Source organism: Leptospiraceae bacterium, assembly GCA_016708435.1.
GTDB lineage: Bacteria > Spirochaetota > Leptospiria > Leptospirales > Leptospiraceae > UBA2033.
Genome location: JADJFV010000010.1, coordinates 69502 through 90833, shown reverse-complemented (window position 1 = coordinate 90833; position 21332 = coordinate 69502). Strand labels below are relative to the sequence as shown.

Sequence of the window (21332 nt, the reverse complement as noted above, 5' to 3'; positions counted from 1 at the left end):
TAGTATAAGTAAAAAACTATGTCAATAGATTTTCAATTTTTTGCTAGATTTTGAAAAAAAAAGTAATAGATAGAAAAAACTAGGGTTGCTCGATAAGTAATAGTCCGTCCGCTGCCGCAAACAAAGTATATATTAGATTTTTATTTTTAATAAGATCCCAAAAATCCTGAATGGCACGGTCAGATGGCTTTGAGTAAATTTCCTTTTCTAGTCTTCCATGCCAGAGGACGTTGTCAAAAAGCAGCCAAGCCTGTGCTTTGCATTTTTCAAGTAAAATCTCTAAAATTTCTGGATAGCAAATCTTGTCACAGTCAATGAAAAACATATCGTATTCTGTTAAATCAGATTTTTTTAAGAACTCGATGCAGTGTGTTTGTATCAATTTTACAGATTGGTTTTCCTTCTTAATTTGGTTTAAAAAGAACTTGGCACTCTTTAACTCTTTGGCATTTCTGTCCAAGGAAACGATCTCTACAGAAATATTTGAGCTAAGCATCCACGCAGTCGAGTAGCCAAGACCGGTGCCTAGCTCTAAAACTCGCATAGGTTTATGGAGGCTGAAAAGCAATTGTAGGATAGAGCCGGCTGCCGGAGAAAGGATAGGAATTTTATTTTCTAAAGCAAAAGCTTCCATTTCTCTAAAAATTGGAAACGGGCGTAGGATTAAATTATCGTTGATATAAGCTTCTAGCCCTTCCTTGTAAATGCTTTCGAATTTTTTCATGGTAAAAAACAGTGAATGCGACCCTTTAGAATATCAGGCGTTTTCCTCTTAACAATATCGCGAATATGACTATGCTTATAACGCTTTGAGAAATGAATCAATACGATTCTCTCGTTTTTAAATTCTTTCGCATGGGCAATGATCTCATCTAGATGTGTATGTCCCCAGGCTCTCGCTCGCTCGACATTTCTGTCTGCATCTACATAGGTGCATTCTAGAAAAAGAATTTTGGATTCGCGCACTTCTTTGTGATCGAGTATATATTCTATCTGTGTGTCACCGGAGAAACTGATTAAAGGAGTCTCCTTATCTTCTGTAAGAATTTCTCCCTTTGCTTTTAGTTTTACAAGTTCTTGTCCGTTTAAATCTGCGAATTCAGGAAGAATTTTTTTTACTCTTTCAAATATCGTATAACCTTGCGAAGGAATTCGATGTGTTGTTTTAAACGCTTTGAAAAAAGTATTCGAGTTTAGGACATACTCTTTGTTAGTCGCCGTCGAAACTAAATTGTAGTTATACGCAAAGCCTTCGATTTCAGAATAAAGCTCAATGATCTTTTTGGTATTTTCATACATTTCTTCGTTTACATAGATGTTCGGTGACTTTAGTTTTTGGAGAGAACGCTGTGAGATGTAATAGGGAATACCCGCTGCATGGTCTAAATGTCCGTGGGTGACTAAGATATTTTCCATATGAATTTTCTCATGTGGTATCGCTCCAATATCAAAAAGGAGACTGTATCGCGGAATACATACGCTCGTTCGAATACCGCCCTCGGATATTCCTTCAAAGTCAAGATTGGCATGAGAAAATTTTAAATTCAATGGGGTTACTCTATCTTATCTTCTGGCTGGATTGTTTTACTGCTTTCACTTGGAAAGCTCTTGATAGCATCGGGGCTTGATACTATGATGGTTTTTAATTTGTCGAATACAAAATGTTTTTTTCCGACTCTTCTTATGTCTTCGAGAGTTACTTTGTTCATATTGTCTCGATAGTTTTTTAAATAATTCTCTGGCATATCATCTTCATCGAATCGAACTTGATTTTCTAGAATACGATTGTTGTTTAAGAATAAAAAAACAAATTGATTGTTGATGGATTTTTTTGCATCATCAATTTCTTTTTGCGTAATTTTCGAAAATGTTTTTTCGGATAAAATTTCTTTCATCAAATCATGAACTTGCAGTAAGGATTGATTTTTAGTCAGAGTGTAGGCGTAAAGAATACCATGCTCTTTTTTGAATACAGGGTAGCTAGTAGAAGAGTAGGCGAGTCCTTTGTCTACACGAATTTGTTGCATCATATAGCTATTAAACCCGCCACCGCCAATGATATAATCTAGAATTTGCATTGCATAAAAATCGGAATCATTGTGTTTGGGCAGTGCTCCAATCATTAACACCATTGACTGATTGATATCTTTTGTGATAAGCAAATTCTTAAATTTATATTCGTCTAGCGACTTAGAAAGAGAAGTCTCAGTTACGAGTTCTCTCTGGCTAGATTGCGGCTTGTCAGTATTATCTGCTGGATATAGCTTTAAAAATGTATCTCGAATTTTTTTATCTTGGAAGAGTCCTGTTACCGAAATTCTTTTCTTTTTAAGTTTTGCTGCTTCCCAAAATTCTTTTAGGTCTTCCATTTTTATTTTTTCGATAGAGGCTACTTGTGTTACTTTTCCTGCGAGAAGTCCTCTGTAGAAAAGTTCTTTTGCTTTTCGAAAGCCAATTGTTTCTGTGCGCTCATTTCGTCTCTGGATCATTTCGATCATTTTTTTCTTGCCGTTTGAAAGTGCGATTTCGCTGTAATTCGGGCTTTGTAGTAGATCGGAAATTAAACCTAATACGGTGTCTTCATCGCGTGATAAATAAGAGAGGTTAATGGATAATTTATCGTAATCACTCGTTACCGAAAAGCTTGCACCTAATGATTCAAGCTTGGTATTGAAGGCTTCGTCGGGAAAGTTTTTTGATCCACCGAATTTTAGAACTTCTCCGAGGAGTTGTGGAATTTCGACTCCCTTGTTGGCAGTATCCGCTTCGCCTGCATACATAGAAAATTCTAGATAAGTAATTGGAAATTTATCCGAGTAAATTGAATAGTATTTTAGATTGGGAGTTAAGCTTGTCTTTACTACTTCTGGAATTTTAAATTCTAATTCTTCAATCTTTACATCCTTTACAAAATCACCAGGTGCGGCTAATAGAGAAAAGCCGATTGCTAATAGGATGATTGAAAAGGAGAAGTAATTTCTAGTAAATTTATTTTTCTGATTTCTAATTAATTTCATTTTGCTTCCTTCGCGTTTTGAGGTTGTGCTGCTGGCTTTTTACTTGCTCTGGCATCTAGATGACCAATCGTTAGATTTTCTTTTACGAAATACTTTGCGGTCACTCGCTTGATATCGTCTTCTGTAACTCCATTTAATCTATCGTAGCTTAAGAATAAGTCTTCCCAGTTGCCTGTGAGTAATTCGTAGTAACTTAGATTATCCGCAAGAGTTCCATTGTTATCAATTTCTCGTAAGAAGTCAGCGGTCATTTTGTTTTTAATTCTTTGCAATTCTTCTGTGGAAACGTTCTCTGTCTTTAGCTTTTCAATTTCTTCCCAGATGATTGCTTCCACTTTCGCTGGATCTGTGTCAGAGTTTAATTGTGAGTAGATGCTCAATAGATTTGCGTAACGTTCCCCTGGATCAGAGCCCCAGGCTTCTACACTAGAAACTAATCTCTCTTTTAAAATGAGTCGTTTATAAAGTCTGCTACTTGTTCCCTGTGTTAGGATAGAATCAATAACATCAATGATGCTACTGTCAGGGTGTGGATAAGCGGGCTTATGCCAACCCATGATATAAATGGAGCCTCCAGGATACTGAAAGCTAATTCGCTTTTCACCTGTGTTGTATTTTTCTTTGACTCGAGTGCCTAATTTTTTTTCTACAGAGGGTTTTAAATCAGAAAAATACTTTCGGATCATGCTTTCTGTTTTATCAAAATCCAAATCACCGACTATCGCAATCACCATATTATCCGGTGTATAATGCTTCTTGAAAAAATTTTCTGTTTCATAAATATCTAAGAAAGGGATATTTGATTCATAGCCAATGACTGGCTGTCCATAGGCGTGCTCACCGAAAGCAAGTGCTAAGTATTTTTCTCTTAGAATTCCTGCGCCACGATTTTCTACACGCATCCTTCTTTCTTCCATGATTACGTCTCGCTCGGTGTAGTATTCTCGTAGGATTGGATTCTTTAAACGATCGGATTCCATCTTTGCCCAAATTTCGAGTCTATTCGCCGGGAGCCGTATCTGGTAATTTGTAACATCGTGCGAAGTATAGGCATTAAACCCAACTTGACCATGTTGTTCGTAAATATAAGTATCTTCTGCTTTGACGATGTATTTTTTTTGGATTGCTTCTACGTCTTTGAGTCTTCGTTCTAGTCTAGTAATGCGCTCCAATAATTCGGGTGGGGCTGACTTAGAGCTATCTTCTAAGTTTCTTTTTTCGAGTCTTAATTTATCGAGTTCACTTCCAGTGGCTTTTAGAAGAATATGGAATTTTTTTTCTTCTGTGAAGTTGGTCGTTCCTACATTTTCAGTGCCTTTAAAAAGCATATGCTCGAGTAAGTGAGCGGTTCCTGCAATTTCTTTTGTTTCATCAACCGAGCCTACTTTGAACTTTGCATACAGCGCAAGGGTGGGTGAGGTTGTATTTTGCATCATGATGAGTTTAAGTCCATTGTCGAATTGCACTTTTTTAATGGATTTTTTTAGCCTTGTCGCAACGTCTTCGAAAATGGTTTCTGCATTTACTTGTGTAATAAGCAGAATAAGGGAAATAAATAATACTCGTTTGAATTTCAATGTTCCTCCTGAAATTGTAAGCATCGGTCGTCAAAAAGAAATCTACCGAATTAGAGATATGTTTTACAATAGAAATATTTCTAAGTTTCAATTCAATCTATTTTGGCAAAACCACAGTGGAGGTAGATAAATGATTTAAAGAATAGTGCCAATGGAAAATATTGGAATCGCTCGGAAAATAAAATGAAATCTATTAAAAATATACTTATACTGCTACTATTAGTTCTCTTAATTCAATGTAGTTCAGTCGGGGAACGATACGTCGAAGCTGCTGCCGATGGAAGTCTTTCAGAAATGGAAGCGATTAACCAAAAGAATGGCGATTTAGTAAATTCCCGTGAGGAGAGAAACTGGACAGCATTGATTGCAGCATCAAGCACGGGTAAAATTGCAATAGTTCAATACCTGATTTCCAAAAAGGCAAAGTTAAATCTAAGAACAAATTTAGGTGATACTGCGATTTATCGGGCATCTGCAAATGGTCATACAGAAATCGTTCGATTGCTTTTAGAAGCGGGTGCAAATCCAAACATAAAAGATAAAAAAGGGGATTCTTGCTTAATGAAAGCAGCTTCGAAGGGGAATACCGAAATAGTGCGCCTTCTTTTAGATGCAAAAATGAATCCAAACGAAATCAGAATTCCTTTCATTGACGCTACGACCGCCTTAATGGCAGCAGCACAGGAAGATCGAGTGGAAGCAATCAAATTGTTGATTAAATACAAAGCTGATGTAAATGCAAAAAATCAAAACGGGGATACAGCGCTTAGCCTCGCCGCTTCTTCGGGAAAGCTTAATTCTGTCAGAGTTCTGATTGAATTGGGCGCAAACGTAAGCAATGTTTCTATATACGGGCTTACACCGATTCTCCACGCAGAAGAAAATGGTTATGCAGACATAGTGAGTGAATTACAAAAAGCAGGAGCAAAAGGATGAAAGTTTTTTTATTATATGTATTAATTGGGGCGATTTCTTTTTTATATGCAGGGGTAAATGAGGATTTGCTGCAAGGAGCTTCTGAGGGCAATATTGCACTTGTAAAACGTTCTATTGAACAAAGGGCAGAATTAGAATTTAAGAATGCGGATGGTGAGACAGCATTAATCATTGCAGCTTGGTATGGGTCTCCTGAAATTGTAACTTTGCTTCTAGAAAATGGAGCAAATAGCAATGCACAGGATAATGCCGGTTATACTGCTATTGCAAAGGCATCCTCTCTTGGAGTAGGAAGGCATTATGAAATTGTAGAAATCTTAATTCAAGCCTGTGCCAATTTGAATATAAAAACAAAAGAAGGAAAAAGTCCTTTTTTATTGGCTATTCTCAATGGACATATGGAACTCGGTAACGCATTAAAACGAGCGGGAGCCAAAGAAGAACCATACTTTCTCGGAAAGGCGGCTGACGATGAATTGCTATTAGCCTCTTCTCTGGGCGATTTACAACGTGTAAAGTATGTATTTTTCTTTAAACCAAATGCGAATGCAATAGATGGAGTAGGGCAAACGGCTCTTATGCACGCGGCGAGAAGTGGGAATAGAGAGATTTTAAGCTTACTTCTAAAAGCGGGTGCCAATGTTGATACTCGTGATAAATCAGGAAAAACTGCACTGATGTTTGCTGCACGTCGAGGTCACAAACAAGCACTTTCTGTTTTGCTCGATTTTGATGCAGATGTGGACATTGAGGATAATGATCATTTTACTGCAATCACTTGGTCGGAAAGATTTGGTCAAGCTGAAATTGCTGATTATTTAAGAAGATTAAGTGATAAGTGAAAGGCTCTCATTGTCTTTCTCGGAATTTGTATTCAACTTCTCGATAGTTCCATCCGACAAATTAAAAGCTTAAGGCAAAATCGGATTGTTCCTTTCCCTACTCATAAAAAAGTGTTTTGAACTAAAAGGAGTAAAATTTTCCTGCAATCAATTAAAAAAAGTAACCTTATACATCTTATTATTCCAAAGAGGACTACTCATTTTTTTTCTAAAGGCAATGTAATAGTAAATTTACTACCTTTCTCAAGCTCACTTTCAACTGTGATGCTTCCTCCGTGCAATTCTATAAATTCTTTACATAATATAAGTCCAAGACCGGTTCCTGTTTCATTCTCTGTTCCCAGTCTTGTAAATTTAGATTCTATTTTGAAAAGTTTATCGATATTATCCTCTTGAATTCCGAGTCCAGTATCTTTAATTGTGATAAATAAAAATTCATCTGATTTGGAAGTATAAATAGTAATTGTTCCGTTAGGAAAGGTGAACTTAATTGCATTGGATATTAGATTTCGCAATACTGTGTCTATTAACAGTTCATCCGCGAAAATAATTTCATCTTCTATTAGTTTTTCTTCTAGATTAATATTTTTCTTTAATGCGTTTGCTTTTAGAAGAGATATGGTATTATCAAGCAATTTGCGGAAAGATATATTCCGGGGATTAAAATTAATTTCTCCTTTTTGTGATTTTGCCCATTGCAATAGATTTTCTAAAAGATTATAAGCTGCTTTCGAAGAATTTATTGCCATTTGTAATCGTGCTACATTTTTTTCAGTTGAATTACTTCCAATCTTTTGTGCTTCTATCAAAAGAGAATCTAGAAGTCCCATAATTCCAATAAATGGGTTTCGTAAATCATGCGCTATAATACTCAAGAATTTATCTTTCGTTGCATTTAGAATTCTTAATTTTTCTGCATACTCGTTTAATTGGGAATTTGTTTTTCGAACGGAATCGAGAGATACATTCAGTTCATTCGTTCGTTCATTTATCTTATCTGCCAGAGTCTTTGAATATAAAATTTGATTTTTAAGTAATTCACTTTGTATCTGAATATTCTCTTCTTGAATAAATCTATATTTTTCTGCAAGTGCAAGGGATAAAAAAATCAATTCAAACATGGAACCGAATTGCATTGCGTTTGATGTGAGAGCATTAGTCGGAAGTATTCCTAAAGATTTAAATGTTAATAAGAGAAAGCCAATGATAAGAATGCTCCAGCCAATTAAGAAAAATCGCGCTGATTTATTTCCACTTTTTAAACTTATAAATGCTGCAATTAAAATCAAAAATACATTTACAAGTCCAAATAAAGTTAGTATTATATTAACGAGGAGTAATGAATAAAATAACAGTGGAAGCAGGAGTAAATGTAATACTTGTAATATGCGGATACTTTTGTATAGCCGCTTAAAAATTTTACTCAGGGTCAAAAAGTGAAATGTAAACTCCATAACAAATATCCAGGAAATCGCAATACTTATTGGTGCCATATAGTTTTGGACTAGAACACTATTCCCCCAAAAATATTGAAATCCATGTCCCAAATGAACTAAATAAAATAATAATAAAAAGAATGTGCTTAAAGAATAATAAAAGTAACTGAGACTTCGAAACGTTATAAAAATAAATCCATTGTAAAAGATCATGACAATCAATACACCATAGAAAAAGAAAAACAATCCTTCCACCATGAATTTATTCTCTAAAATAGTTTTAGCCTCATAAAGATATAAAGGAAAAACAAAAGAGGTATTTGTTTTTACTCTAAAATAATAGGTATGAGAAACTTCGGAGGAAAGATCTAATCTTATCAGGTAATTTCTGTAATCAAAATCTCTAGAGGTAAATGGTAATAAGTCTCCATAAACTCTCTTTTTCCAAGAATTATCTGAATAACTGTAAAATTCAATTAAATCTAAACCGGAGTAGCCTATTTCTAACAACCAATCCCTTTTTGATGGATTTGTATCGATAAGATTTAGTCTTAACCAGATTGTATCTGAAGTATATCCAAATTGAGGATTTTCATTTTCGGATAATACAAATTTGTCTTGATACTCTTTCTTTAAGATATCTTCTATTTTTAGAGAATGTTCTTTATCAATATAGAAATAAACCTGTCTCCCAAATCCCGATTTGTAGGATTCTTGTGGATTTATAATGATTTTTTCCTCAGCCGTGAGAGCAGAAATGAAAAGAGTGAGAATTAAAAGTAAAGCTTTCACTATATACTTATCTTAATTTGAAAGTAAAATTTGCAAGGAAAAGAAATTTTTAATGTCCTCTAGGTTCAAAATAAAAATTATCCTGAATGAGCCTACAAATATAGATTTGCGACCATTTTAATATGATGCCAGTTTCACAAATTGAACGAGGAAAAAGACAATTACGGATTATATTATTTTCATAGCGATCGTTTCCATAATAATCTGTAAATTGGGTTAAGCAACAAATCCCTAACAGAGAAGTTGTAAATGGTCTCGGACTGAGTTTCTTTCATAAAAAGGGGGTTATGAACTAAACGGGCTAACATTTTACTTGTCTAAATTCGTTATTCCGCCAATGTTATATCAATGGATGAAAATATTTTTAAACCTGTCTTTACTAAGCCGTTTGGAATAGTATTCATCATTTCTATACTAGTCGGTTCATCTATTCTTGCAATAGTCTATCAAGTAGAGATTGTCAGAAAAAAGAATGCATTGCTATATGATACAATAGAAAATAATTCAACCACTCATGAATTAATCGAAGGGACAATTGTCCCACTCAATGAAAAAAAGATAGTGTCCCCATTCAAACAAATACCATGCTTAGTTTATTGGTATTACAAAGTAGAAAAATACACAACCACCGACTCAAAAGGTAAATCGCAAACATCGACGAGGATAGTAGATGAGGCTAATGATAGATTACCGTTTGAAATCAGAACAAGTAGAAACGATTTTTATAAAATCTATACTCAAATAGAATTTTTAAAACATGACTACTTCGAAAATATTTCCCCAGTTTCCATAGAAAGAGACAGTCATTATGAACTCACCTTACAAGAAGGAGACGTGGTTTCTTTACTTATAAAAAAAGACTTTGATTCTAGCCAGATAAAAAATGAAGTTTTAATTTACAAAGATACAAAGGAAGCCTGGCTTGCTAATCTAAAGAAGCGCACTGAAATAAAATGGCATTTTACCCTGATTGGAATTTTCGTTTTAGTATTTATCTCAATTTCAACCTTTACTTATTCTTATATGCGAAAATTACAATTGCGTTCAAATCAAGCTTAACCTTTCTTGCAACCAATACCCAACTTCTCGATAATTCTATCTCGCAAATTAAAAGCTTAAAGTGAAAATGGATGAACAGTAGTCTAGGATGAACTCCAAATTAAAAGCAATGTAGAACGGACGTAGAAGCCACATAAGAGCCACATAGAAGCCGAATTCGGCTTCTATGTGGCTTCTAGATTCGAGTTAGTTGGCGGTTATGTAATTTCTCTTCTGGAGCATCTGACATTGATTATAGAACTGCATTTGACCACGGATTCTTAGCACTTCACCCCATAAAATTTGATTTCTGACACAGATCATCCTAATATCTTTAATTAGGAGAAATAGCTGTGAATCAAATATGGAATAATAGTAAACCTATAAGATTGGTCTTTTTTATTTTAGCATTTTCCTTTTGTGCTTACAATGGATCGGCAAGAGAACAGGATAATGGCAAGTTGTCGCAGTCTAAAGATTTCCCTGTTTTAAGAAATCAAAAGCAAATGATTAAAATACTCTCAGAAGATCGAATTCTCAGAGAAATACTTTGTGATTCGATTGCAAAGCATCAAATCGGAAATTGTGCAAACAAGACAGATTTTAATGCTGAGCTTATTACGAATCAAAAAACAATACAAGTAGATGTAGAGATTTCGAATAATTCTTCTGATTATTTCGTGAATGCAGGTAAATCGCTAGTAACTCTAACTCTTGGAGTGTTCCTTTCTAATTCAGCGGAGTTTCGATTTAGAATACAAACTTCGAGTAGCGACAAAGAGATATTAACCACAAAGGAAATTGATTCTTTCAGTAGAATTGAAAGATGGGGTATATTGCCATTTTACGCTGGGTTTGCGGCAACGAATTTTGGAACGCTTTTAAATACCTATCGAAATCCAATACATCTTAAGAATTATTGTTTAAAGAAGCCGGTTTCTGATTTAAGAAAAATCCTTGAAGCAACAAGAGAGGACTATTGTGAAGAGTATGAAGCTCATTTAAAAGACAGTTTCTTAAAAGTGGAAAAAGAAATTGTAGCGGCAATCTTCGAGGAGATTCAAAATGAAAATTAAAAAGCTATGTATATTGATTCTTATCATCTTAACCATTCCCACTTTCGCAGAGACAAAGCGAGATAAAAAGAAAATCAATTTACTTGTCTATGGAGGCAAATATACTTCTACTGATTTACTTCCGATTCTATTGCGTCAAAAGACAGATTATAAAGATTCTACTATTGGAGTGATTGGAATCAATTATCCTCTTGGATATAAGATTCGATTTTTAGATTTCGAATCCGAAGCGTTAGTCGGCAAGCATTTTGGAATCATGAATCACTGGGAGGCAGATGGTCTGATGATTGCGCGTATTTCCAATTTATTTGGTTTACCAATGAGCTTTGCATTTGGGGAAGGTCTATCGATTACATCCCAAAACCCAATATTAGAAAATCAAAAGAAAGGCTTTAATTTGAAAAATGGTTTGTTAGAGCGACAGGGAATAGAATCACGAAATATCTTAAATTATTTAATGGTAGAATTAGATTATAGAATTTGGAATGATCCGAGCAATCCGCGGATATTCATGCGTATCCACCATAGGTCAGGCATCTTTGGTTTTTATTGTCCTCCCGATCCTGCTTGCGGTTCTAATTTTATAAGCTACGGATTTAAAGTCTCTTATTAACTCAGCATACATTATCATTTCTTCACAAAAGAAATGATTGAGTTCAGTTGAGTTAATAAAAAATTATTCTCGAGAAAAATCAATGTCACCATTCTCTTTAAACCAGATGAAACTTCCTTTTTCGAATTTATGATTTGCAATTTTAGCAGGCGTAGAAAGCGTCCCAAATTTAATTTTTTCGGATTTATAAAAAGATATCTCTTTATCATGGGCAAATACCAATTTGTCGTAAATAAAGTCCTTCGCAAGAATTCCTTCCTTTAGCTTGTAGGTTTCAAAGTATTTTTCTTTTCCAAGTCCAACCTCTTGCACAATATCATAGATAGAACCTTCTGCGTGAGATTTTAAATGAGGGTCATCATAGAGATTAATTGTTTTCCCATTGACAGAGAGAGTAATTGTTTTTTCAAAATCAACCCATTTTAATTCTTTTGGATTTAATTTTAGAAATGCAATGATTTCTTTTAGTAAATCTCTCGATATTTCATTTCGACTTACAAACGGACCCGAAGCAATGAACTCACTTAGCTTTTGATTGTATCCCCATTCATCGCCACGTCTGTAGCAATACCAATTCAACATTTTTTTAGATGTATCCACGTCTACGTAAAGGTAGGTATCGTATTCGAATGTTTTTTTCATGACCTTACTCTAAGACTTGTTTTAATGCAAATTCCTATTAAGACAAGCTAAATTTTAAGGATGGAAAATAGGCAGATTAATCAAAGGCTTTACTTCCGATACACAAATACTAGCATATGGTATATGTGATAAACTTTGCTTATACGTTTGCGTAAAATTTTCCGACAAATCAAATAGGCATGAAAAAATTTTTCTTATTCATTCTCTTAATTCTTTGCTTTCCTCTCTTTGCTGTGAAAATAAATCCTAGAACAATTACTGTGTTAGATGATAAGACGGAAGAATATCAACTAGGACTTGCGTTAGAAATAGACAGAGATACAATTTCAAAAAGTTTTGAGGATATAAAATCGTCTAATCGTTTCCAAGAAAGCAAGCAAGCGATCCCCAACTTTGGATTTACCCGCGATATTTTCTGGTTACGCTTTACTTTGGAAAATCAAACTTCTAAGAAAGATTGGAATCTATATCTTTCGTATCCACTTCTTGATAAAATTGAGTTCTATGAGAGAGATGCGGTTACAGGCAAATGGAAGATTATAAAGACAGGAGATAGTTATCCTTTTGGGGATAGACGATTTAACGATCGAAGTTTTGTTTTTCCTTTGTCTCTTGAAAAAAATAAAAAATACCAATACTATATTAAAATACAAAGTGAAGGCACACTTCAATTTCCGCTAACGGTTTATTCCCCGAAAAAATTTCTCCAACATAGAGAAAGAGAAGAGTTTGCCTTTGGTGTTTACTATGGAATTTTACTGGTTCTTGTTATTTACAATTTGATTTTGCTTTTTATGCTTCGAGACATTGGATATTTGTATTATCTAGTGTATGTAATCAACTACGGTGCTTGTCAGTCTATTTTAAATGGATTAGCATTTCAATACCTCTGGCCTAATTCTCCCTATTGGGCTAATATTAGTTTGCCGTTTCTAGGTGGGTTTGCTCTTCTTTCGGGGATTCAGTTTACTAGAAGTTTTTTGAATTCTAAAAAGAATGTTCCCTTTCTAGATAAAATACAAAAAGTATTGATGGGCTGTATGGGACTACTTATGTTATCCTCTTTTCTGTTTTCCTATTTTGTGAATATCTATCTACTGGCAAGTCTTGTGATTGTATTTGCAGTTTCTATTTTTGTAGTAGGAATTGTTTGTTGGGATAAGGGCTATAAGCCGGCAAGGTATTTTATTATCGCCTGGGTTTCGCTTTTATTTGGAGTTGGAATTTATGCCATGAAAGGACTTGGGATTTTTCCTACGAATATTTTTACAGAGTATGGATTGCAAGTTGGCTCTGCTGTAGAAATGTGTCTATTGTCTCTTGGACTTGCCTATAAGATTACACTGATTAACCGCGAAAAAACAAAGGCAGAACAAAGAGCTACTCATTACAGACAGGAATCACAAGATGCAAAACTAGTTTCTGCTAGAATGGAAGTAGAGCTTCTAAAAAATAGCATTCACCCGCATTTTCTTTAGAATTCGATTAATGCTACCATTATTTGGCTCGATGAAGATCCGGCTAACGCGAAGAAACTTCTATCTGCACTTTCCGATGAGCTTCAATATATTTTAAAGCTTTCCAATAAAAAAACAATTTCTATCTCAGAGGAGATTCAGATTTGTAAACGATATTTAGAAATTATGAGTCTTAGAAAAGATGTTAAGTTTTCTCTTCGAACAGAAGGAATTGTAGGTAAGGAATTAATTCCTCCCGTTGCATTGCATACACTTGTCGAAAACGGGGTTACTCACGGTTATCCAGGAAGGAAGTCTGGAGAATTCGTTCTTACTAAAAAACAGGATGGAAAGAAGACAAGGTTTATTCTGTTTAATGATGGATTGCCTTTTGAGTCCTCTAAAGAAACATCCGGCACTGGAATTAAATACATTCGGTCAAGACTAGAAGAAGCATTTCCCGGCAAATGGGAATTTTACTCTAAACCGGTAAAAGGTGGTTGGGAAAATTGTATTACAATCCTATCTTAATGCATTTCACCACTGGGTAATTGCATCTTACCCCATTAGATTTGTAATCTAATCTTACTTTCACTATACTTTGATTCATTCAAGTGAGGAATCAAAATGAAAGTAAGATTATTCATTCTATTTATTATAACTATTACGGCTAATCAAGTTTTAGCGCAGGCAAAAACTGCAAAGAATACGCCGACAGAAAAAAAGGAAACTATTTCCGAAAAAGATACAGCGGATTTAAAAAGAAAAGAAGAAGAGCAGAAGTTAATTCAAAAGTATTATTCTAAGCTAAAAAATCCACCCGGTTTTTATGAGGGGGCATTTCTTGTTAGCTTCATGGGTGGAACAACACTCGCTCCGAGCGGAAGTTATATTTCGCACGAGAAAGTATATGATCAAACGATTCAAAATAAAATTATCAGCGGTCAAGTCAATCAGGATATAGATCCAGGTTATCGGGGTTTCTATTTTCAACCAAGTTACAATCCCGGAATTGCAAGACAGTTTGATTTTGAATATGGATGGAAAGATAAAATTGGACTCGGATTTACCATTATGCAAAATTCGCTTGAAGCAGTTAGGCAAGATGTAATTCCCAGACCGGCTTCGTATTACAAAGAATATGTTGACTTGGCGCCTAGAAAGAGAACTATTTACAAAGGAAACTCTATGACCTTTCTTGCAACTTTTCATCCTTTACCTAAAACCTTCTTTGATCCCTATGTTGCCTTTCGTGGGGGTGTAGTTGGATTTACCGGAGAAGCGCATTCGGGTGTTTATCCAGATAGGTATGCATATACAAATCAAGTGAACAATGGAATTGGGGGTATACTCGGATTAGCCGGTGGACTTAACATTTACTTTGGAAGATACACAGGACTTAAAACAGAAGTGGCGTATTACAGTGAGTATCTCAAAGCGGATCAGTTTTCAACTAGATCTTTGAATTCGTATCAAGCAATGATTGGATTTTTTCTAAATTTCTCCAACATACAATCCAGGTTAGAAGAATAATGAGAATCTTAATTGTTGAGGATGAGACGGTAGCCGCAAGAGGCTTAGAGAAATTACTCCGAGAAATTTATGGAAAAGAAATTACCTCTTTAAAATTAGAGAGTAGTCTAATTGGATCTGAGTGCTTTTTAGAAGAGCACTCGGTTGATCTTGTTTTTCTAGATCTAAATTTAGATGGAAGAGAAGGATTTGACTTACTTCGAAATATTATTTCGCAGTCCTTTCATACAATTATAGTTTCCGGCATGACAGAAAAAGCATTACAGGCATTTGAGTTTGGTGTTTTAGATTTTGTTCCTAAACCGATAAAGAAAGAACGCCTCGAAAAAGCATTGCAAAAATGGAAGAATGCAGCGGCTAACTCCCGTTATACAAAGTTTCTCAGTGTAAGAAAAGAAGATAAAACTGAAATTATATCTTTAAAAGATATATCTTACATTCAAGGTCAGGATAATAATACGATAATACATCGAAAAAATCTAGCAACGGATACTCATCGTAAAACGTTAGATTCTCTATCTAAAATACTACCCTCTCATTTTTTTAGAATTCACAAATCCTACTTGGTAAATTTGCGCGAAGCAAAGTTTCTAAAATCAAACGGAGGCGGTAAGTATACTTTAGAATTAAAAAACGGCAATGCCCTTCCTGTTTCTCGAAAGGTTTATTCTGAATTAAAAAAGAGAATGGGGTGAAAATAAAAAAATGGCTGACATTCTAAGAATAAGTTCTAGTCTAATACCTATGAACTCTATTCTACGACACCCTGCAAAAAAATCGGTTTTCCATTTTAGTTTTAATTGTTTTATTTTTCTCATTTACATTTGCCTTTATGGTTCGCACTACATTAGTTGTTTTTTTTACAGAGGCAAGTTCTACTGGTTCGTCATTGCTTAAAGCGGGTAATGGGAATATGCCTTTAGATACGAATTCTACTGATGGTAGAAAAGACTCCGTGACTCAGGTTGCTCTTGACCAAATAGATTCTTTGGTAGAAGGAAACCTGATTCGTGGCTCTAACGCTAAAGAAGTTATCTTGAATACGCCTCCGAAAAAAGCAATGGATACAAGTCCTGAAATTGCATCTATGTTAGTTGCAGGAACTGTGAGCGGCAATCAATCATTTGCCCGTGCTGTTATCAAAGCCAAAGACAAAGAAGAAGCAGAAGAATATAGAGTAGGGCAGAAATTGGGAGACTGGAAGATTTTACGTATTGACTGGCATTCTATTACTCTCGGTGCGGCTAATTCTTCTTTTACCGTAGAAATTGGAGAAACGATAGAGGATGCGATGAAGAAGAGACTTCCTCAAGATGATTCAATCCCTAACGAATTTTCTAACGAGAGAACGGCTATTTCGCATAAGCCCACAACTCTTTCGAGAACTGATGTGGATAGAATGCTAAAAAATCCAGAGATCATTTATAAAGCTAGGTTTGGTCCCAATATTAATAACGGAAAGATTGATGGGATGAAAATTTATCAAGTGACTGCGGAGCATATATTTTACCAACTCGGTGCTCGAAGTGGTGACATTATCAAACGAGTCAACGGAATGCCTCTCGGCGAGACAGAAAAGATGCTAGAGATATGGAGTGCAATCAAAGTAGCACAAAAAATCCAAGTCGACCTCGACAGAAAAGGTGACATTCATACTTATACGTTTCTAGTTCGAAATTGAATGTCATTCCCGAAATTTTTTGTCGGGAATCTCTACTTCTTAAGACCCGCACAGAAAACGAAACTCAATGTTGCTTCATAGGGTCGCAACATAATAGGGGTGACAGGAATAAATATTTATTATATCAAACTCACGCGATATTAAAATGAAATATCTTAACCCTAAAACCCTCCGTGTCTCCGTGCCGGCGCCTGTGCTGAGTTTTGTCGAAGCATGGCAAATCTTCTCTTTTATTCGAGGTTTCAGTTTTGTTCACTCTTTTATTAAAAAGTAGATGACAGTTTGCGAATTGGTTTTACTTTATCGTTATGAATTCCATTCTCATGCGGCTTCAAAAAAACAGTTTTTACATTTTAATTCCTGTAGTTCTGTTTTGCGCTTTTTCAGTTGCTTATTTGATTCGATCTGTTCTAGTCGCATTTTTAAACCCTGCTCAGAAAATGACTGTTCAAATGACAAGGTCTGTTGGTATGCAAACACAGTCAGAAATTCCTAAAGCAGTTAATATCTACGAAGATATGGTAGAGGGAAATTTGATTCGGGGCAGAAAGGTAGTCGATCTTCCTACTGATCCAAATGCTGCTGCAGGAGCCGCTCCTGTTCTTTCAGAAGAAGTTCCCGGTGGGGATGAAACTATTTTAACTGGTGCCCTCAGCGGACATCCTTCTTTTGCTAGGGCTACTTTTAAAGAAAAAGACAAAGAAGAAGCCGATGAATTTAAACTAGGTGAAAAAATCGTCGGCTATAAGCTTAAGTCAATCGCGGACCATTATGCTGTGATTGCTAAGAATGGACTCAATCTAAAAGTAGAAATTGGTCAGTCGATTAAAGAAGCGAAAGCGGTTTACGACGAAATGATGAAAGCGAATTCAAGCGGAGCAATCGCCGAGAAGGATTTAGTTTCCGCAGAAAAAAAGATGTTACCGATTTCTCGCACAGATTTTGAAAAATATATGAAGAATCCTGCCGACTTATATAAGGATGCGAGGTTCGGTCCAAATTTAGTCAATGGAAAGATTGATGGTTACAAGGTTTACCAGGTTGCTACGAGTCATATTTTTTATCAACTGGGAGCGCGCAGTGGCGACATTGTAAAGAGAGTCAACGGAATGCCTTTAAATGACACTGAGAAAATGTTAGAAATTTGGGCTGCTATTAAGAACTCTCCAAAAGTTACTGTTGACTTAGAGCGAAAAGAAAAGATTATCACCTATGAATTCCTTATTAGAAATTAAAAAAATAAAATTAAGTTTAGCTAGATGACAAAAAAAATAACCCTATTCCTATCCCTGTTTCTATTAATACACTCTCAGCTATTTTCACAAGCTGCACCAACTCCTACGCCTGACCCTGCAAAAGAAAGTGACGAAGATAAAAAGCACAACGACAGTGCAGGCAGACTCAGCAAAGAGAAAGACGGCAACGTCATGTTTACCGCTGATTGGCGAAATGCAGAGTTAAAAGACTTCTTAAAAGGAATGAGCGCTATTGTTAAGAAAAATATTCTTGTAGATGATTCTGTGAAAGGTCGCAAAATTACGATTATCTCCCAAAAGAAAGTGAATGTAAAAGATGCTTATTCTTTTATGAAATCTGTTTTGGAGTCGCAAGGCTTTGGACTTGTAGAAGAAAATGATATTATCAAAGTAGTTAGAACCAAAGACGCGCTTGCAAAATCAGGAATTGTCCGAATTGGTCGTGAGCCTATTAGTGAAGAGGAACTTAAATCAAATAAAATCATCACGCAAGTCGTTCCCATATATCAGGCAAATGCAGGAGAACTCGAACCACTTCTAAAAAGAGTAACTTCTCCCGATACAGACATTATCGTCTATCGTTTAACGAATACTCTTGTGTTATCCGGTTCATCTAGTGACATTAGTAAACTTCTAAAGTTGATTGAAAGACTAGATCAAAGAAATGATGGTCCCGGTGCAATTGCATCGGCAGGGGATATTCATATTTATACGCTCGAATACAACGAAGCAGAAAAGTTAGCCGCTGTCCTTACGAAACTAGACAATCCAGTTGTGGAAATGAAAGTAGTAGATCCCACGAAGCCTGCTACTACTACAAAGGGTGAAAAAATAAAAGCGGTAGCTCATAAAGATTCTAACTCAGTGATTGTCACTGCCACAAAAGAAGAATGGAATGAGATTCAACGCATTGTAAAAATTCTAGACTTACCAAGAAAACAAATTTTACTCGAAGTCCTTATTGTGGAACTAACGTCTAATGATCTAAATGACTTCGGTATCGATTGGAGATTTAGACAAACTGCATTTGGACAGTTTAACTCAGGGTTAGGCGCACAGAGTGGTATTCTAAGTAAAGATGGAAAACTAAATCCGAATGCAAATACACTGACTGGTTTCTCTCTTGGATTTTTAAAACCGGGTAGCCCACAGATCATTGGTATCTTAAATGCAAATGCAACCAATGAAAATTTCAACGTGTTATCCGCTCCGCAAATTCTTACCGTCGATAACCAGGAAGCAGAAATCAACGTAGGACAAGACGTTCCTGTAAGAACACAAAGTAGAAATGCAGGGGGCGGCGGCTCACAAGCAGTAACCGTTGATAACTTCGAGTATCGTCCTACAGGGATTAAATTAAAGTTTACCCCTCATATTAATAAGAATGATAAGATTACTCTCGAACTTTACCAAGAAGTAAAAAATATTGCCGGTCTTCCCGAGCAAGGGGGAAACCCGATTTTTAATAAGCGAGATATTAAGACTACGATTACTGTGGATAATACGCAGACCATCGTGATCGGAGGTTTGATTTCGAATGACAAGCAAAAACGTTTAACTAAGATTCCAGTTTTAGGTGATATTCCAATTCTAGGAAACTTTTTTAGACGTGTAACTTCTAAAATCAATAGAACAAACTTGATGGTTTTTTTAACTCCTCATATTTTAGACAATAGAGCGAAAGCAGATCGTATGACGATTGAGAAGCGTATGGAACAAGAGAAGAACGAAGAGGAAAGAGAAAAGAAACTGCGATGAGAAAAAGCCTTGGTGAAATCTTACTTAACAATGGAAGCATTACTGAAAAAGAGTTAAATGAATCCTTAAAGACTCAGCAAAAAAATCAGCTTCCGCTCGGACAGATCATTCAGAAAAAAGGATTTGCGGGGGAAGTCGATATTATGCGCGCGCTTGCTGAGCTTCATAATATTGATTTCATTGAGAAAATTGAATTCTCCGGCTACGAAGAAATATATCATACTATTCCGTATAAGCTAATTCAAAAAAGTAAAATTGTTCCTTTTCACTACGAAAATAAAACTGTAACTATCGCAGTCTGTAATCCTTCTGATCTTCATCCAATGGATGAAATTAAATTCTTTCTCAAAGGTCATAGTGTTAAATTTGTATTAGCCCCTGAGCCAGAGATACTTCGTATTATCCACGCTCATTTTGATAAGACTGCCTCCGATGCGAAAGATATGATGGAGGAAATGGTTGATGGAGAGCTCAGTGAATTTAGCGATCTTGATTCTGATGCACTTGATTTAACAAACGAAGCTCCTATCATCAAGATGGTTAACGTTATTTTGTCGCAAGCAGTGACAGAAAGAGCGTCTGATATTCACATTGAATCTTACGAAAAAACTGTAACAGTTCGTTATCGTGTGGATGGTATTTTACACAAAGTATTGTCTCCGCCTAAGTCTTATCAGGCTGGGATTATTTCTCGTATCAAGATCATGTCTAACTTAAACATCGCAGAGAATCGTCTTCCGCAAGATGGTCGCATTAAGCTGAAGCTCACAGGTAAAGACATTGATATTCGTGTATCCACAATTCCCTGTCAATACGGGGAAAGAGTTGTTATGCGACTTTTAAATAAAACAGACCAGAAGTATTCGATTAATACGATGGGATTTTCCGGTGAGCTTTTAGAAAAATATAAAAAGCTAATCTATCATCCGCATGGAATTATTCTTGTTACAGGACCTACTGGTTCTGGAAAATCGACTACGCTTTATTCTTCTCTTTCTGAATTGAATACTCCTGAGCGAAATATCATTACCTGCGAAGACCCTGTCGAGTATCAGTTCGATGGGATTTCGCAAATGCAAATGCAAGAAAAGATTGGACTTACATTTGCTACGGGGCTAAGAGCCATACTCCGTCAGGATCCGGACGTTGTGATGGTGGGAGAGGTGCGTGATGAGGAGACTGCTCGTATTGCGATACAAGCTTCTCTTACAGGACACTTAGTGTTTTCAACTCTTCATACAAACGATGCGGCTAGTGCTGTAACTAGACTTTCTGATATGGGAATTGAATCTTATTTGATTACATCTACCGTGCTCGGTTTCGTGGCTCAGCGGCTAGTGCGTGTTAACTGCAAGTCCTGTGTGAAACCCTATACTCCATCTGATAAAGAGCTTGATTCCGTTGGAGTGCCTCGCTCTCGACTTATCGGTGGGCAGTTGAAACGGGGAGAAGGCTGTCCTGCTTGCATGGGAACAGGTTATAAAGGTCGTATGGGTATTTATGAATTGATGGTTATGAACAATGATATCAAGGCTGTGATTTTAAAAGGTGGGGATGCTACGGCTATTAATGATATTGCGCTAGAGACGGGAATGATTCCACTTCGCGATTATGGAATACAAAAAGTAATTGAAGGTTTTACTACTCTAGATGAAATTCTAAGAGTATGTTAGGAGTA

General features: G+C 35.8%; 17 protein-coding genes and 1 pseudogene. 12 read left to right on the top strand and 6 right to left on the bottom strand.

Translation table 11 applies throughout. The features are described from left to right. Window positions 1–79 precede the first annotated feature (79 nt). The 4 genes from IPH52_15320 to IPH52_15305 are packed head-to-tail and all read right to left on the bottom strand — an operon-like array spanning window position 80 to window position 4618. Window positions 80–724 carry a class I SAM-dependent methyltransferase gene (locus tag IPH52_15320; protein ID MBK7056383.1) on the bottom strand — a complete coding sequence of 215 codons (645 nt, stop codon included), beginning with the start codon at window positions 722–724 and terminating at the stop codon, window positions 80–82. Next, a complete protein-coding gene (locus IPH52_15315; GenBank protein MBK7056382.1) occupies window positions 721–1548 on the bottom strand; it encodes an MBL fold metallo-hydrolase in 828 nt (275 codons plus the stop codon). Before IPH52_15315 ends, IPH52_15320 begins: the two co-directional genes overlap by 4 nt. 5 nt (window positions 1549–1553) lie before the next feature. Further along, a complete protein-coding gene (locus tag IPH52_15310) occupies window positions 1554–3017 on the bottom strand; it encodes an insulinase family protein (protein ID MBK7056381.1) in 1464 nt (487 codons plus the stop codon). After that, entirely contained in the window at window positions 3014–4618 is a 1605-nt protein-coding gene (locus IPH52_15305; GenBank protein MBK7056380.1) for an insulinase family protein, read from the bottom strand. The genes IPH52_15310 and IPH52_15305 overlap by 4 nt, the downstream gene beginning before the upstream one ends. Window positions 4619–4777: 159 nt before the next feature. Here IPH52_15305 and IPH52_15300 point away from each other — a divergent pair, with 159 nt between their 5' ends. After that, the gene (locus IPH52_15300; GenBank protein ID MBK7056379.1) at window positions 4778–5530 is read left to right on the top strand and encodes an ankyrin repeat domain-containing protein; all 753 of its coding nucleotides are present in this window, start codon (window positions 4778–4780) and stop codon (window positions 5528–5530) included. Beyond that, complete coding sequence (locus IPH52_15295) at window positions 5527–6372, top strand: ankyrin repeat domain-containing protein (GenBank protein MBK7056378.1); 846 nt, start codon at window positions 5527–5529, stop codon at window positions 6370–6372. Before IPH52_15300 ends, IPH52_15295 begins: the two co-directional genes overlap by 4 nt. Before the next feature lie 197 nt (window positions 6373–6569). On the opposite strand, the gene IPH52_15290 is transcribed toward IPH52_15295, so the two are convergent. After that, a complete protein-coding gene (locus tag IPH52_15290; GenBank protein ID MBK7056377.1) occupies window positions 6570–8600 on the bottom strand; it encodes a sensor histidine kinase in 2031 nt (676 codons plus the stop codon). 348 nt (window positions 8601–8948) lie between these two features. On the opposite strand from IPH52_15290, the gene IPH52_15285 reads away from it, so the two are divergent. The 3 genes from IPH52_15285 to IPH52_15275 all read left to right on the top strand — a co-directional run bounded on the left by IPH52_15285 (window position 8949) and on the right by IPH52_15275 (window position 11327). After that, the gene (locus tag IPH52_15285) at window positions 8949–9659 is read left to right on the top strand and encodes a hypothetical protein (GenBank protein MBK7056376.1); all 711 of its coding nucleotides are present in this window, start codon (window positions 8949–8951) and stop codon (window positions 9657–9659) included. A gap of 332 nt (window positions 9660–9991) precedes the next feature. Further along, on the top strand, window positions 9992–10714 hold the full coding sequence (locus IPH52_15280) for a hypothetical protein (protein ID MBK7056375.1): 723 nt from the start codon (window positions 9992–9994) through the stop codon (window positions 10712–10714). Further along, window positions 10704–11327: a hypothetical protein gene (locus IPH52_15275; GenBank protein MBK7056374.1), complete on the top strand. Its 624-nt coding sequence runs from the start codon at window positions 10704–10706 to the stop codon at window positions 11325–11327. The genes IPH52_15280 and IPH52_15275 overlap by 11 nt, the downstream gene beginning before the upstream one ends. Before the next feature lie 63 nt (window positions 11328–11390). On the opposite strand, the gene IPH52_15270 is transcribed toward IPH52_15275, so the two are convergent. Then, window positions 11391–11969, bottom strand: a complete 579-nt coding sequence (locus tag IPH52_15270; protein ID MBK7056373.1) for a hypothetical protein — start codon at window positions 11967–11969, stop codon at window positions 11391–11393. A gap of 179 nt (window positions 11970–12148) precedes the next feature. Between IPH52_15270 and IPH52_15265 the strand changes: the two are divergent. The 7 genes and pseudogenes from IPH52_15265 to gspE all read left to right on the top strand — a co-directional run bounded on the left by IPH52_15265 (window position 12149) and on the right by gspE (window position 21327). Continuing rightward, window positions 12149–13957, top strand: a pseudogene (locus tag IPH52_15265) (histidine kinase). A gap of 96 nt (window positions 13958–14053) precedes the next feature. Further along, complete coding sequence (locus IPH52_15260) at window positions 14054–14959, top strand: hypothetical protein (GenBank protein MBK7056372.1); 906 nt, start codon at window positions 14054–14056, stop codon at window positions 14957–14959. After that, window positions 14959–15654, top strand: coding sequence for a response regulator transcription factor (locus tag IPH52_15255; GenBank protein ID MBK7056371.1), 696 nt, complete (start codon window positions 14959–14961; stop codon window positions 15652–15654). Before IPH52_15260 ends, IPH52_15255 begins: the two co-directional genes overlap by 1 nt. Before the next feature lie 137 nt (window positions 15655–15791). Further along, window positions 15792–16640, top strand: coding sequence for a general secretion pathway protein GspC (locus IPH52_15250; protein ID MBK7056370.1), 849 nt, complete (start codon window positions 15792–15794; stop codon window positions 16638–16640). A gap of 308 nt (window positions 16641–16948) precedes the next feature. Further along, the gene (locus tag IPH52_15245; protein ID MBK7056369.1) at window positions 16949–17875 is read left to right on the top strand and encodes a general secretion pathway protein GspC; all 927 of its coding nucleotides are present in this window, start codon (window positions 16949–16951) and stop codon (window positions 17873–17875) included. A 24-nt stretch (window positions 17876–17899) separates the two neighbouring features. Further along, on the top strand, window positions 17900–19654 hold the full coding sequence (locus IPH52_15240; protein MBK7056368.1) for a type II secretion system protein GspD: 1755 nt from the start codon (window positions 17900–17902) through the stop codon (window positions 19652–19654). Beyond that, entirely contained in the window at window positions 19651–21327 is a 1677-nt protein-coding gene (gspE, locus tag IPH52_15235; protein MBK7056367.1) for a type II secretion system ATPase GspE, read from the top strand. Before IPH52_15240 ends, gspE begins: the two co-directional genes overlap by 4 nt. The last annotated feature ends 5 nt before the right edge of the window (window positions 21328–21332 follow it).

Coding starts and splice junctions, on each gene's coding strand:
- IPH52_15305 (MBK7056380.1), bottom strand. CDS start 4,618: ATGCTTACAATTTCAGGAGGAACATTGAAATTCAAACGAGTATTATTT.
- IPH52_15285 (MBK7056376.1), top strand. CDS start 8,949: ATGGATGAAAATATTTTTAAACCTGTCTTTACTAAGCCGTTTGGAATA.
- IPH52_15245 (MBK7056369.1), top strand. CDS start 16,949: ATGAATTCCATTCTCATGCGGCTTCAAAAAAACAGTTTTTACATTTTA.
- IPH52_15295 (MBK7056378.1), top strand. CDS start 5,527: ATGAAAGTTTTTTTATTATATGTATTAATTGGGGCGATTTCTTTTTTA.
- IPH52_15275 (MBK7056374.1), top strand. CDS start 10,704: ATGAAAATTAAAAAGCTATGTATATTGATTCTTATCATCTTAACCATT.
- IPH52_15310 (MBK7056381.1), bottom strand. CDS start 3,017: ATGAAATTAATTAGAAATCAGAAAAATAAATTTACTAGAAATTACTTC.
- IPH52_15320 (MBK7056383.1), bottom strand. CDS start 724: ATGAAAAAATTCGAAAGCATTTACAAGGAAGGGCTAGAAGCTTATATC.
- IPH52_15250 (MBK7056370.1), top strand. CDS start 15,792: ATGGTTCGCACTACATTAGTTGTTTTTTTTACAGAGGCAAGTTCTACT.
- IPH52_15260 (MBK7056372.1), top strand. CDS start 14,054: ATGAAAGTAAGATTATTCATTCTATTTATTATAACTATTACGGCTAAT.
- IPH52_15270 (MBK7056373.1), bottom strand. CDS start 11,969: ATGAAAAAAACATTCGAATACGATACCTACCTTTACGTAGACGTGGAT.
- gspE (MBK7056367.1), top strand. CDS start 19,651: ATGAGAAAAAGCCTTGGTGAAATCTTACTTAACAATGGAAGCATTACT.
- IPH52_15255 (MBK7056371.1), top strand. CDS start 14,959: ATGAGAATCTTAATTGTTGAGGATGAGACGGTAGCCGCAAGAGGCTTA.
- IPH52_15240 (MBK7056368.1), top strand. CDS start 17,900: ATGACAAAAAAAATAACCCTATTCCTATCCCTGTTTCTATTAATACAC.
- IPH52_15300 (MBK7056379.1), top strand. CDS start 4,778: ATGAAATCTATTAAAAATATACTTATACTGCTACTATTAGTTCTCTTA.